The 13,208-nt window shown below is 72.8% G+C and carries 12 protein-coding genes and 1 riboswitch; of the genes, 9 read left to right on the forward strand and 3 right to left on the reverse strand.

The window, feature by feature from the left end; all coding sequences use genetic code 11:
• The first annotated feature begins 44 nt into the window (after positions 1-44).
• The 3 genes from def to ACQPYA_RS11490 are packed head-to-tail and all read left to right on the forward strand — an operon-like array spanning position 45 to position 2,948.
• Positions 45-605 (forward strand): peptide deformylase, encoded by a 561-nt coding sequence (def, locus tag ACQPYA_RS11480; RefSeq protein WP_433532590.1) that lies wholly within the window; start codon positions 45-47, stop codon positions 603-605.
• 4 nt (positions 606-609) lie between these two features.
• Positions 610-1,536: a methionyl-tRNA formyltransferase gene (gene fmt, locus ACQPYA_RS11485; protein WP_433532591.1), complete on the forward strand. Its 927-nt coding sequence runs from the start codon at positions 610-612 to the stop codon at positions 1,534-1,536.
• A 44-nt stretch (positions 1,537-1,580) separates the two neighbouring features.
• A complete protein-coding gene (locus ACQPYA_RS11490; protein WP_433533473.1) occupies positions 1,581-2,948 on the forward strand; it encodes an RsmB/NOP family class I SAM-dependent RNA methyltransferase in 1,368 nt (455 codons plus the stop codon).
• Between the two features lie 70 nt (positions 2,949-3,018).
• On the opposite strand, the gene ACQPYA_RS11495 is transcribed toward ACQPYA_RS11490, so the two are convergent.
• Both ACQPYA_RS11495 and ACQPYA_RS11500 read right to left on the reverse strand, forming a co-directional pair.
• Positions 3,019-3,900: a septum formation family protein gene (locus ACQPYA_RS11495; RefSeq protein ID WP_433532592.1), complete on the reverse strand. Its 882-nt coding sequence runs from the start codon at positions 3,898-3,900 to the stop codon at positions 3,019-3,021.
• Between the two features lie 73 nt (positions 3,901-3,973).
• A complete protein-coding gene (locus tag ACQPYA_RS11500) occupies positions 3,974-4,861 on the reverse strand; it encodes a septum formation family protein (RefSeq protein WP_433532593.1) in 888 nt (295 codons plus the stop codon).
• Between the two features lie 248 nt (positions 4,862-5,109).
• Between ACQPYA_RS11500 and rpe the strand changes: the two genes are divergently transcribed.
• The 6 genes from rpe to ribH all read left to right on the forward strand — a co-directional run bounded on the left by rpe (position 5,110) and on the right by ribH (position 10,674).
• On the forward strand, positions 5,110-5,790 hold the full coding sequence (gene rpe / locus ACQPYA_RS11505; RefSeq protein WP_433532594.1) for a ribulose-phosphate 3-epimerase: 681 nt from the start codon (positions 5,110-5,112) through the stop codon (positions 5,788-5,790).
• A gap of 1 nt (position 5,791) precedes the next feature.
• Entirely contained in the window at positions 5,792-6,772 is a 981-nt protein-coding gene (locus tag ACQPYA_RS11510; protein ID WP_433532595.1) for a GGDEF domain-containing response regulator, read from the forward strand.
• Positions 6,773-6,829: 57 nt separating this feature from the next.
• Positions 6,830-7,002: riboswitch (FMN riboswitch) on the forward strand.
• 148 nt (positions 7,003-7,150) lie between these two features.
• Positions 7,151-8,212: a bifunctional diaminohydroxyphosphoribosylaminopyrimidine deaminase/5-amino-6-(5-phosphoribosylamino)uracil reductase RibD gene (gene ribD, locus ACQPYA_RS11515; protein WP_433532596.1), complete on the forward strand. Its 1,062-nt coding sequence runs from the start codon at positions 7,151-7,153 to the stop codon at positions 8,210-8,212.
• A gap of 2 nt (positions 8,213-8,214) precedes the next feature.
• Positions 8,215-8,835, forward strand: a complete 621-nt coding sequence (locus ACQPYA_RS11520; protein ID WP_433532597.1) for a riboflavin synthase — start codon at positions 8,215-8,217, stop codon at positions 8,833-8,835.
• A gap of 73 nt (positions 8,836-8,908) precedes the next feature.
• Positions 8,909-10,168 (forward strand): bifunctional 3,4-dihydroxy-2-butanone-4-phosphate synthase/GTP cyclohydrolase II, encoded by a 1,260-nt coding sequence (locus ACQPYA_RS11525; RefSeq protein WP_433532598.1) that lies wholly within the window; start codon positions 8,909-8,911, stop codon positions 10,166-10,168.
• Positions 10,169-10,173: 5 nt separating this feature from the next.
• Positions 10,174-10,674, forward strand: coding sequence for a 6,7-dimethyl-8-ribityllumazine synthase (ribH, locus tag ACQPYA_RS11530; protein ID WP_433532599.1), 501 nt, complete (start codon positions 10,174-10,176; stop codon positions 10,672-10,674).
• A gap of 112 nt (positions 10,675-10,786) precedes the next feature.
• Here ribH and ACQPYA_RS11535 read toward each other — a convergent pair whose 3' ends face one another.
• The gene (locus tag ACQPYA_RS11535; protein WP_433532600.1) at positions 10,787-12,985 is read right to left on the reverse strand and encodes an MMPL family transporter; all 2,199 of its coding nucleotides are present in this window, start codon (positions 12,983-12,985) and stop codon (positions 10,787-10,789) included.
• Between the last annotated feature and the right edge of the window lie 223 nt (positions 12,986-13,208).

Here is a 13,208-nt window from a genome sequence, read left to right on the forward strand (position 1 = left end):
GACTGGTACGGCACGGCCCGTCCCACCGCTAAGGAGTCCACCCGGTGACCGTCCAGCCCATCCGTCTTTTCGGGGATCCGGTGCTGCGCACGCCGGCCGATCCGGTGGTCGACTTCGATGCGGAGCTGCGCAAGCTCATCGCCGACCTGACCGACACCATGCGTGAGCAGAGTGGCGCCGGTCTCGCCGCGCCGCAGCTCGGCGTCGGCCTACGGGTGTTCGCCTTCGACGTCGACGACGTGGTGGGCCACCTGGTGAACCCGGTGCTGGAGTTCCCGGACGCCGAGGAGCAGGACGGCCCGGAGGGCTGTCTCTCCATTCCCGGGCTCTACTTCGACACCAAGCGCCGGCAGAACGTGATCGCCAAGGGCTTCAACGGCTACGGCGACCCGATGCAGATCGTCGGCACCGGCCTGATGGCGCGCTGCGTGCAGCACGAGACCGACCACCTCGACGGGGTGCTGTTCATCGACCGGCTGGACCCGTCCGGCCGCAAGGAGGCGATGAAGGCGATCCGGCAGGCCGAGTGGTACGACGTCGCCGCCCCGCCCACGGTCAAGCTGAGCCCGCACGCCGCCGGCAGCCCCTTCGGCCTGGGGCGGTGAACCGATGCGTGTGATCTTCGCCGGTACGCCGGCCGTCGCCGTTCCCGCGCTCGCCGCCGTGGCCGCGTCCCGGCACGAGCTGGTCGCCGTGGTCACTCGCCCGGACGCGCCCGCCGGGCGGGGCCGGGGCCTGGTCCGGTCCCCGGTCGGGGCCTGGGCCGACGAGCGTGGCATCGAGGTGCTCACCCCGGCCCGGCCGCGCGAGCCGGAGTTCCTGGACCGGCTGCGGACGCTCGCCCCGGACTGCGTGCCGGTGGTGGCCTACGGCGCGCTGGTGCCGCCGGTCGCGCTGGAGATCCCCCGGCACGGCTGGGTGAACCTGCACTTCTCGCTGCTGCCCGCGTGGCGCGGTGCCGCGCCCGTGCAGCACGCCGTGCTGCACGGCGACGAGCTGACCGGCGCCAGCGTCTTCCAGCTGGAGGAGGGGTTGGACACCGGGCCGGTGTACGGCACGCTCACCGACGAGATCCGGCCCGCCGACACCTCCGGCGACCTGCTGGAGCGGCTCGCCCAGACGGGTGCCGGGCTGCTGGTGGCGGTCCTGGACGCGCTGGAGGAGGGCACCGCCCGGGCGCAACCGCAGCCGGCCGACGGGGTTTCCCTGGCACCGAAGCTGACCGTCGAGGACGCCCGGGTCCGGTGGGCCGATCCCGCCTTCGCGGTGGACCGCCGGATCCGTGCCTGCACCCCGGCGCCCGGCCCGTGGACCACCTTCCGCGGCGAGCGGGTCAAGCTCGGTGTGGTCACTCCGGCTCCCGACGCCCCCACCCTCAAACCCGGCGAGCTGTTGGTCTCCAAGGCCCGGGTGCTGGCCGGCACGGCCACCGTCCCGGTCCGGCTCGGCGAGGTGCGGGCGGCGGGCAAACGGGCCATGCCGGCCACCGACTGGGCGCGCGGCGTCCGGGTCAGCGCCGGTGAGGAGTTCGCGTGAGGGACACCGCAGCCCGACGGGGCAACGATCGCCGGAGCCCGCGGGTGGGGCGGCCGGCGCCGGACCGGCCGAGGCACGCCGCGTACGAGGCGGTCGCGGCGGTGCACCGGGACGACGCGTACGCCAACCTGGTGCTGCCGGGGATCCTCCGCGAGGAGGGACTGTTCGGCCGGGACGCCGCCTTCGCCACCGAGCTGACCTACGGCACGCTGCGTCACCTCGGCACTCTCGACGCCATCCTGACCAGGGCGGCCGGCCGGGACGTGCAGCGGATCGATCCACCGGTACGCGACGCGTTGCGGATCGGCGCGTACCAGCTGCTGCACACCCGGGTGCCCGCGCACGCGGCGGTCTCCTCGACCGTCGACCTGGTCCGGGCGGTCGGCCAGGGCGCCACCGGCTTCGCCAACGCGGTGCTGCGCGAGGTCGCTGGCGCGGACTCCGACGAGTGGGTGTCCCGCCTCGCGCCGCCGATCCAGACCGACCCGATCGGTCACCTCGCTCTTGCCTACAGCCATCCACAGTGGATTGTCAGGGCGTTCGCCGAGGCGCTCGGCGGCGATCTCGGCGAGACCACCCGCCTGCTGATCGAGGACAACGAGCGGCCACCGGTGCACCTGTGCGCCCGGCCCGGCCTGGCCGACCCGGTCGAGCTGGCCGACGAGGTGGGTGGCGCGCCGGGTGCCTTCTCGCCGTACGCGGTCTACCTCGGCGGCGGTGCCCCCGGCGACCTGGCGGCGGTGGCCGACGGGCGGGCCCACGTCCAGGACGAGGGTTCCCAGCTGGTGGCGAACGCCCTCGCCGTGGCCCAGGTGGACGGCCCGGACGGCCGCTGGCTCGACCTGTGCGCCGGGCCGGGCGGCAAGTCGGGGCTGCTCGGGGCGCTCGCGGCGCAACGTGATGTGCGGCTGACCGCCGTGGAGGTGGCCGAGCACCGGGCCCGGCTGGTCGAGAGCGCGACCAGGGGCCTGCCGGTGAATGTGCTGCACACCGACGGCCGGCTGGTCGGCGCCGAGCCGAAGCTGCCGGAGAGGCATTTCGACCGGGTGCTGGTCGACGCGCCGTGCACCGGTCTGGGCTCGCTGCGCCGCCGGCCGGAGTCGCGCTGGCGACGCCAACCGTCGGACCTGCCGGCGCTGACCCGGTTGCAGCGCGAGCTGCTCGCCGCCGGGCTGCGGGCGGTCCGCCCCGGCGGTGTGGTGGCCTACGTGACCTGCTCACCGCACACCGTGGAGACCCACGTGACGGTGACCGAGGCGGCCCGCCGCTCCGGCACCCCGGTGGACTTCGTCGACGCCCGACCGCTGCTGCCGGCCGGCATGCCGGGTCTCGGCGACGGGCCGACGGTGCAGCTCTGGCCGCACCGGCACGGCACCGACGCCATGTTCCTCGCCGTGCTGCGCCGCACCTGACCAGGTCGTGGCCGTGCGGGTGGAAGGCGTTCGTCGCCCGGGCCGCCGAGGGGGGCCTGACCCCGGGGGGTCAGTTGATCGGCAGAGCCCGGGTGCCGGCGCCCTTCAGCGAACGGGTGAGCGTGCGCTCACTCCACAGGAAGCACTGCACGCCCCGGTTGCCGCTGCGCCACTCGTCCTGCGTGGGGTGGTAGAAGATGGTGCCGACGCGGTATTTGACGTTGCCGTCGTCCGGGATCTTCGCGAACTTGGCGATCATGCTGCGGCAGGCCTGGTGGGCCCGGTCGGCGTCCTTCCGGAACGCCGCGTAGCCGGTCGCCGGGGCCTGCCAGACGCCGACGAATTCGGCCCGGTGCTGCGCGGTGCACTTGACGGCGACCATCTCGGTCACCTCGTCGCCCTTGGTCTTGGCATTGAAACAGCCGTGCCGCAGCGGCGACGAGCCGGCCAGCGCACCGGTGAGGCTGGCCGTGCGCCGCTCCGGGATCGGGACGTCGAGGCCGCGCAGCTCGTGGGCGTCGCAGCGGAACCAGCGTGCGCCACCGGTCCAGGCCGGCGGCGACGGGAAGACGACGGTCAGCCCGATCCGGCCGGTACGCCAGTCGCCGCCCACCGTGGTCCGCAGCTCCCGGTCGCACTCGCGGAACGCGGTGCGCATCCCCGCGCTGCCGGCGGCCGGCGGGTTCGCCCCGCCCACGTCGGTGAGCGTGCCGACGTGCACGGTCTCGACCCGGTGCGGCTGCTTGCAGTCCACCGGGTCGTAGGCGCGAAGGTAGCCGACCTCCTGGGTCTGGGCGTGGCACGTCTTCGCCTCGGGCGTGAAGACCGTGGGCGCGGCCATCGGCGCCCAGTCGTCGACCAGGTCACCGTCCGTTCCCACTGGTTCGGTGCAGCCGGCCAGCGCCAGCGTCGCCACCGCGCCTAACGCGAACCCGGTCAGCCATCGTCGCATCCCCGTCGACCTCCCCCTGGGGCGTGGCCACGGACCGCGGCACGCCACGGACCGGCAGCATACGGCACCGTGGTCAGGTCACCGGTAGTCCCCGCGGGCCGACTCCCCGCATCGAACCGGTGAGCTTGCGGTCGTCGCTCCACAAGATACAGCGCACCCCGCGGTCGCCCTCCTCCCATTCCCGTTGCGACGGCGGATAGAAGATCGAGCCGGCGCGGTAGGGCAGGTCGGCGTTGTTGGGTACCTCGGCGAAGACGGCGATCAGCTCCATGCAGCGCTTGTGCGCCTGGCCGTCCGAGGCGACGAACTGCTCCCAGGTCATGTCCCGTTCGATGTACACGCCGACGAACTCCGCGCCGTGCGGCTCGGAGCAGAGCACCGGAGCCATGTAGTTGAGGCTGTCGCCGATGAGTTTCGGGTCGAAACAGCGGTGCACCAGCGGTGAGTCGCCGATCAGCGCGCCGCGTAGGCTCCCGGTGCGGTTGACCGGCCGGGTGTTGTCGATGCTGTCGGTCTCGCTCAGGTCGCAGCGGAACCACCGGGCACCGCCGTTCCAGGCCGACACCGACGGCAGGGCGATGTTCAGGGTGAGCCGGGCGGTGTGCCAGTCGCCACCGAGCACCAGCCGGGTCCGCTGGTCGCACTCGGCACGGGCAGTCCGCAGCGCCGCCGACCCCGGTTCCGGTCGCCGGCCGTCGGCCGCCGAGCCGGTGAACTCGCCGACGTGGACCGTCTCGGCCAGGTGGTTGCGCGCGCAGTCCACGGTCTCGTAGGTGCTCGCCTGCACGACCGCGGTGACCCGGGGCAGACAGGCGTCGGTGGCCGGCACGAACATCGTCGGTACGCGCATGACGGGCCAGTCGTCGGTGAGATCCCCGTCCGTCCCGCCCGGCTGCACACAGCCGCTCAGCAGTATCGCAGTTACACCGGCCAACGCCAGCGCCGCGAGCCACCGTCGCATCGTCCGCCCTTCCCGGGATCCGCCACGCGGCTGTCGGCTCTCGCGCCCACCGGCCTGCACGATACCGTCACCATCCCTGATGGAGTGTTGCCGCGATTCGGTCGTCTGGCCAGTCACGGCCCCGCTTCGTCCCGTTCCACTGGCCCGAAGAGGGCCATTCTGCACCATTGGTCACCTCTGGGTCACCGGGTGTTCCCGGTTGCCGGCGTGCCGCCAGCGGCGGATGGCGGCCTTCGTACACTGGCCCTGTGACCGTACCGCCGCCCATTGTCGCGCCCAGTATCCTCGCTGCCGATTTCGCCCGTCTCGCCGAAGAGGTCCGCGCCGTCGAGAACGCCGCGGACTGGTTGCACGTGGACGTGATGGACAACCACTTCGTGCCGAACCTGACCATCGGGCTGCCCGTGGTGCAGAGCCTGCGGGCCGTCACCGAGCTGCCCTTCGACGTGCACCTGATGATCGAGGATCCGCGTCGCTGGGCACCCGGCTACGCCGACGCGGGCGCCTACAACGTAACCTTCCACGCCGAGGCGTGCGACGACCCGGTGGCACTGGCCAAGGACCTGCGGGCCGCCGGGGCCAGGGCGGGGCTGGCGATCGACCGGGACACCCCCATCGAGCCGTACCTCGATCTGCTGCCGAGCTTCGACACGCTGCTGGTCATGACCATCAAGGCCGGGTTCGGCGGGCAGCGGTTCATCCCGCAGCTGCTGGACAAGGTCCGCGCCGCCCGGCGGCACGTCGATGCCGGCCACCTCGACCTGCGCATCGAGGTCGACGGCGGGATCGCCGCCGACACCATCGAGCAGGCCGCCGCGGCCGGCGCCGACGCCTTCGTGGCCGGCACCGCGGTCTACGGCGCCGACGACCCCGCCGAGGCGGTACGCCGGCTGCGCGGGCTGGCGGAACGCGCGGCGATCGGGGCCTGACGTGGAACCGGCCGACGACCCCAAGGACGTGATCCTCGTCGTCGACGACGACGAGGACATCGCCCGCTTCGTCGAGTTCAACCTGCGGGTGCACGGCTTCGACGTGATGCTCGCCAGCGACGGCCAGGAGGCGCTCGACCTGATCGAGCGGCAGCGGCCCGACCTGGCCGTGGTCGATCTGATGATGCCGCGGGTGGACGGCCTGGAGCTGACCCGACGGCTGCGCGCCGACCCGATGACCGCGGCCCTACCGGTGATCATGCTGACCGCGAAGGGGATGACCGTGGACAAGGTCGTCGGGCTCAGCGCCGGCGCCGACGACTACCTGGTCAAGCCCTTCGACACCCTGGAACTGGTGGCCCGGGTCACCTCGACGCTGCGGCGCAACAAGGAGTTCCGCGAGGTCTCCCCGCTGACCGGCCTGCCGGGCAACAGCCGGATCCGGCGGGAGATCGCCGACCGGGTCCGGGTCGGCGCGGACTACGCGGTCGGCTACATCGACGTCGACCGGTTCAAGAGCGTCAACGACCGGTACGGGTTCTCCCGGGGCGACGACTTCATCTCCGCGCTGGCCCGCAGCCTGCACCGGGCGGTGGTCTCGGTCGCGCTGCCGCCGGCCTTCCTCGGGCACGTCGGCGGCGACGACTTCGTCTTCGTCTGCACCCCGGAGCAGGTGATGCCGCTCACCTCCCGGGTCTCGGCGGACTTCGAGTTGGCCGCGGACGCCCTCTACGATCCCACCGACCGGGAGCGCGGCTACGTGGAGCTGAAGGACCGGCGGGGCAACATCCGCCGCGCCGCGCTGGTCACCCTCTCCATCGGGGTCTGCCTCTCCGACGCCAACAAGCGCATCACCAACCCGCTGGAGGCGATGACCACCGCCTCCGAGATGAAGACCGTGGCCAAGAGCCAACCCGGCTCGTACGTGGCGATGGATCGCCGCCGCGGGATCGCCGATCCGAATCACCGTCATGTGAAGTAGCTCGCCCGGGTGGCCCCGCACCCCGTTCGGCGTGTAAGACTTCCCTCAGTACCCACCACGCGCTGGCGGGACTCGGTGTAATTCCGAACCGGCGGTGATCCACGGTCCGACCGTGGTAAGCCCGCGACCCGGGAGCGGTTCGTCCGCCCGGTGGACCTGGTGAGAATCCGGGGCCGACGGTTGGGTGCGGCCCGTCCGCGCCCAGACAGTCCGGATGGGAGACAGCGCGCGGGACGGAAGGGCCGTACGGCTCGCCGGGTTTCGGCGTGCCCACGACCTCTCCGGGGGCGGCTGTGCCGTACCCGGATTCCGCCGCCGACCTGTCTGGTCTCCCAGCCCCGCCCGCGCGAGCAGAGCGAGAGGGCATGGGCAACGGCGATGGCGAGCGTCTCGGTCGATGAGGCGATGCGGCGCGCGATCGAGCTCGCGGCGCGCGGGCTCGGCACGACCAGTCCCAACCCGGTGGTCGGCTGCGTGCTGCTCGACGCCGACGGCGAGGTGGTCGGCGAGGGCTTCCACGCGTACGCCGGCGGGCCGCACGCCGAGATCGTCGCGCTGGCCCAGGCCGGCCAGCGGGCGAAGGGCGGCACCGCGGTCGTCACCCTGGAACCGTGCGACCACACCGGCCGCACCGGCCCATGCAGCACCGCGCTGGTGCAGGCCGGCGTGGCCCGGGTCGTCATCGCCGTGCCGGATCCCAACCCGGTCGCCACCGGCGGCGCGGCCACGCTGCGGGCCGCCGGCGTCCGCGTCGACCTGGGGGTACGCGGCACCGAGGCGGAGCAGGGCAACGTGGCCTGGCTGACCGCGATGCGCCGCGGCTGGCCCTACGTGATCTGGAAGTACGCGGCGACGCTCGACGGCCGCTCCGCGGCGGCCGACGGCACCAGCATGTGGATCACCTCCGAGGCGGCCCGGATGGACGTGCACGCGTTGCGCGCGACCGTCGACGCGGTGGTGGTCGGCGTGGGCACCGTGCTCGCCGACGACCCCCGGCTCACCGTGCGTAACCTGCGCGACGGCAGCCTCGCCATCCGGCAGCCGCTGCGCGTGGTGGTCGACTCGGCCGGGCGTACCCCCCTCGACGCCCAGGTCCGCGACGGCGCCGCCCGCACCTGGGTCGCCACCGCCGCCGAGCTGGGGGCCGACCCGGGCGGCGGGGTCGACCTGTTCGCGCTGCTGGCGGCGCTGCACGCGCGGGGCGTACGCGCCGTGCTGCTGGAGGGTGGCCCCCGGCTCGCCGGGGCGTTCCTCGCGGCCGGCCTGGTCGACCGGGTCGTCGGCTACCTCGCCCCCCGGCTGCTCGGCGCGGGGCCCGCCGCCCTGGTCGACGCGGGCGTGACCACCATCACCGACGCCATCGACCTGGAGATCACCGACGTCACGCAGGTCGGCCCCGACCTGCGGATCACCGCGCTGCCCCGGAAAAGGGAGGGCTAGGCATGTTCACCGGCATCGTCGAGGAACTGGGCGAGGTCGTCGGGGTGACCCCGACGGCGCAGGACTCGGCCCTGGTAGCGGTCCGTGGCCCGCTGGTCACCTCGGACGCCCGGCACGGCGACTCGATCGCGGTCAACGGCGTCTGCCTGACCGTGGTCGACGTCGACCGCGGGGTGTTCACCGCCGACGTGATGGGCGAGACGCTGCGCCGCTCGGCGCTGAGCACGCTGCGCGCCGGCGACCGGGTCAACCTGGAGCGCGCCGCCGCGCTGGGTAGCCGCCTCGGCGGGCACCTGGTGCAGGGGCACGTCGACGGCGTGGGCGAGGTGCTCGCCCGCGAGCCCGCGCAGCGCTGGGAGACGGTCCGGTTCCGGCTGCCCGCCGCGCTGTCCCGGTACGTGGTGGAGAAGGGCTCGATCACCGTCGACGGGGTCTCGCTGACCGTGACCGGGGTCGGGCCGGACTGGTTCGCCGTCGGCCTGATCCCCACCACCCTGTCGCTGACCACGCTCGGCGCCCGGACCGTGGGCGACCCGGTCAACCTGGAGATGGACGTGCTGGCCAAGTACGTCGAGCGCCTGCTCGACACCCGCCCGGCCGACGGGGCCGAGGTGACGGCATGAGCGAGCGTCAGCGAGCGAACCGGCAGCGCAGCCAGATGGGGCATGCCGGCGTCGAGCGAAGCGAGGTGACGGCATGACCTTTTCCGATATCGAACAGGCGCTGGCGGACATCGCCGCCGGCCGGCCGGTCGTGGTGGTGGACGACGCCGACCGGGAGAACGAGGGTGACCTGATCTTCGCCGCCGAGCTGGCCACCCCGGAGCTGCTCGCCTTCACGGTGCGGCACACCTCGGGCTTCATCTGCGTCCCGCTCACCGAGAGCGAGTGCGACCGGCTCGACCTGCCGCCCATGCACCACACCAACCAGGATCGCCGGCAGACCGCGTACACCGTGACCGTCGACGCCCGGGAGGGGGTGAGCACCGGCATCTCCGCGGCGGACCGGGCGCACACCATCCGGCTGCTCGCCGACCCGACGACGGGGCCGACCGACCTGACCCGGCCCGGGCACGTGGTGCCGTTGCGGGCCCGTCCGGGCGGGGTGCTGCGCCGTCCCGGGCACACCGAGGCGGCCGTCGACCTGGCCCGGATGGCCGGCCTGCGTCCGGCCGGTGTGCTCTGCGAGCTGGTCAACGACGACGGCACGATGTCGCGGCTGCCGGATCTGGAGAAGTTCTGCGCCGAGCACTCGCTGACCCTGGTCACGATCGCCGACCTGATCGCCTACCGGCGGCGTACCGAGAAGCAGGTCGAGCTGGTCGCCGACGCCCGGATGCCCACCGCCCACGGGATGTTCCGGGCGTTGGGCTACCGCAGCGAGTTCGACACGGCCGAGCACGTGGCGCTGGTGATGGGCGAGATCGGCGACGGCCGGGACGTGCTGGTGCGGGTGCACTCGGAGTGCCTGACCGGGGACGTCTTCGCCTCGGTGCGCTGCGACTGCGGTCCGCAGTTGAACGCCGCGCTGGACCGGGTGGCGCGGGAGGGCCGGGGCGTGGTCCTCTACGTCCGCGGCCACGAGGGGCGCGGCATCGGGCTGCTGCACAAGTTGCAGGCGTACCAACTCCAGGACCAGGGCCGCGACACGGTCGACGCGAACCTCGACCTCGGCCTGCCGGCCGACGCCCGCGACTACGGCACCGGCGCGCAGATCCTCTACGACCTCGGCGTGCGCTCGATGCGGCTGCTGACCAACAATCCGGCCAAGCGGGCCGGGTTGGAGGGCTACGGGCTCACCGTCTCCGGCCGGGAGGGCATGCCGGTGCGCCCGCACCCGGAGAACGTGCGCTACCTGCGTACCAAGCGGGACCGGATGGGACACCTGCTTGACCTGGACGAACTGGCCGAGGCCCCGATGGGGCGTCCGGTGGCCGGCAAAGAGATCGGAGCGTAGCGGCGATGGCGGGTTTCGGTGAGCCGGGGACGACCCCGGTCGACGCGTCCGGGATGACCGTGGGCGTGGTCGCCGCGCGGTGGCACGGCGAGTTGACCGACCACATGCTGGACCGGGCGGTGGCCGCCGCGCAGGCGTGCGGCGCGCGGGCGGTGGTGGCCCGGGTGGCCGGCTCGGTGGAGCTGCCGGTGGTGGCCCAGGCCCTGGCCCGCCGCTGCGACGTGGTGGTCGCCCTCGGCGTGGTGGTACGCGGCGCGACGGCGCACTTCGACTACGTCTGCCGCTCGGTCACCGACGGCCTGACCCGGGTCGCCCTGGACGAAGGGAAGCCGGTCGCGCACGGCGTGCTCACCGTCGACACCATCGAGCAGGCTCGCGACCGCGCCGGCCTGCCCGACTCCGCCGAGGACAAGGGCTGGTCGTCGACGGTTGCCGCCCTGGACGCCGCCCTCGCCATCCGCGGAGTCGCCACCGCCGTCAGCCAGCGCGTCGGCTTCGGCGCCTGACAGGGCCTGAAGGGAAACCGATCGGGCGGCGGGTTCGCGCCCTGGCCGAGGTGTCGAACGGCCCGGCCAGGGCGCGGAGGTGTCTTCGTGAAGGCGAGCGCCGGTCGGGCGCCTAGCGTGGCGCGAGGCGTTGGGTGAGTGCCTCGCCTTCGACGTCCAGGGTCGGTACGACCTTGTTCATCCAGCGCGGCAGCCACCAGATCCGTCGGCCGAGGATGAGCATGGTGGCGGGAACGATGAGCATGCGGACCAGGAACGCGTCGACGAGGACGCCGATCGCGAGGGCGAAGCCGATGGTCTTGAGGATGATGTCGTCGGTGAGGGTGAAGCCTGCGAACACGCCGACCATGATGAGGGCGGCGGCGGCCACGACCCGGGCGCTGTGGGCGAATCCGTCGATGACCGCCTGGCGTGCTGGCGAGCCGTGTACGTATGCCTCCCGCATGCGGGTGACGAGGAAGACCTCGTAGTCCATCGCCAGGCCGAACAGGATGCCGGTGAGCAGGATCGGCAGCAGGAACAGCACGGGGCTGCCGGTGTCGAGACCGACGAGTTCGTTGAGCCAGCCCCACTGGAAGACCGCGACTGTTGCGCCCAGGGAGACGCCGACGGAGAGCAGGAAGCCGAGCGCGGCCTTGACGGGCACCCAGATCGAGCGGAACACCGCGGTGAGCAGGATGAGAGCGAGCCCCACGACGACGGCGAGGTAGAGCGGGAACACCTCGGTCAGCTCGTTGGAGATGTCGACGCCGACCGCGGTGACGCCGGTGACCAGTGCTCGGGCTCCGCTCTGGTCCGGTAGGTCGGACAGCGTGTCCCGGATGTCCGCGACGAGGCCCTTGGTGGACTGGTCCGACGGTCCGGAGCGCGGGATGACCGTGAGCGTGGTGTACTGCGCCGTGTCGAGTTGTTGCAGGTAGGACTGCTGCGCCTGCGGGCTGTCGCTGGTGATGGCCGGGATGACGGCGGCGATGTTGGCGTCGTCCCGGGCCGCCAGGGTCTGTAGCCGCGCGGTGGCGGCCGCGATCGCGGCGGTCGGGTCCGGGGCCTCCTTGGTGTCGACGACGACGAGCAGCGGCCCGTTGGCTCCGGCGCCGAAGTGCTCGTCGATGAGGTCGTAGGCGACGCGTACGTCGCTGCCCGCGGGTTTGGTGCTGTCGTCGGGCAGCGCGAGTTGCAGGGAGGCTGCGGGGATGGCGGCCACGGCGGCGGCCGCGATCCCGGCCACGAGCGCGGGCCAGCGAACCCGGGCAAGGCTCTCGGCCCAGCGGCGTCCGAGAGTGGGCGGCTCGCCGGGATTGCGGTCGGCGCCGGTGTCCGTGACGTTGGCGGCGGGGTGGTTCTTCACGGAGCGGGGACCTGGCTTCGTGATGCGGGTGCCGGCGAAACCGAGTAGTGCGGGCAGCAGGGTGAGCGCGATGAGGACGGCGAGGGCGACGGTGAACGCCGCGCCCAGGCCCATCTCGGTGAGGAATCCGATGCCGCACACGGCGAGACCGACGAGGGCGATGACGACGGCGAGGCCGGCGAAGACCACCGCCGAGCCCGCGGTGCCCACGGCGCGGCCCGCCGCCTCCTCCAGCGGGTGGCCACTGCGTACCTCGGCCTGATAGCGGGACAGGATGAACAGCGCGTAGTCGATGCCGACCGCCAGGCCGAGCATCGTGCCGAGCGCGGGGGTGGTGGTGCTCAGCTCGACGAAGCCGGTCAGGGTGGCGATGGCGGTGACACCGATGCCGACGCCGACCAGCGCGGTCAGCAGCGGCATCCCGGCCGCGACGAGCGAACCGAGGGTGACGGCCAGTACCACGAAGGCGATGGCGATGCCGATCAGTTCGGCGATGGCCCCGCCGATCTCCACGCCGAGCACGTCGCCGCCGATGGCGGCCGTCAGCCCGGCCTGCTCGGCGATGTCACGGGCAGCTTCGAGCGCATCGCGGTCCGTCTGGGACAGATGGACCGCGCTGCGGGCGTAGCTGACCGAGGCGAAGCCGGTGCGCCCGTCTTCGGAGATCGTTCCCGCGGCGTACGGGTCGACGATCGACAGGACGTGGCTCGTCCTCAGTGCCGTGAGCGCGTCGGACACGACCTGTTTGTTGGCCGGGTCTGCCAGTGACTCGCCGTTCGGGGCCTGGAACACCACCCGCGCGGTCGCGCCGTCCGGCGCGGCTCCGGGGTCGCGCTCCCTGATCAGGTCGAACGCCTGCGTCGACTCGATGCCCGACAACTCGAAGCTGTCGTTGGTCTTGCCCGACAGGGTCGTCGCACCGAGAGCGACGGTGAGGAGCAGCAGAGCCCAGATTCCCGTCACGGTCCACCGGCGTCGGAACGACCAGCGTCCGAGCCTGAACAACTGCCATGCCATGCCGTCTCCTCCTGCGTGTCTGTGACCGGGTCCCGGTGTGGGGTGCCTCGCCCGCGCCGGCGGAAGCACCCCACGCGGTCGCCCGATCGCTTGCCGCAGACGGTATCGTGAAAATATCCGGATGGATATTTTTGTGGCCGTAGTCATAGGATCGAGCGGGCCGCGCCAC

This window comes from Micromonospora sp. CA-263727 (assembly GCF_050942455.1).
GTDB lineage: Bacteria > Actinomycetota > Actinomycetes > Mycobacteriales > Micromonosporaceae > Micromonospora.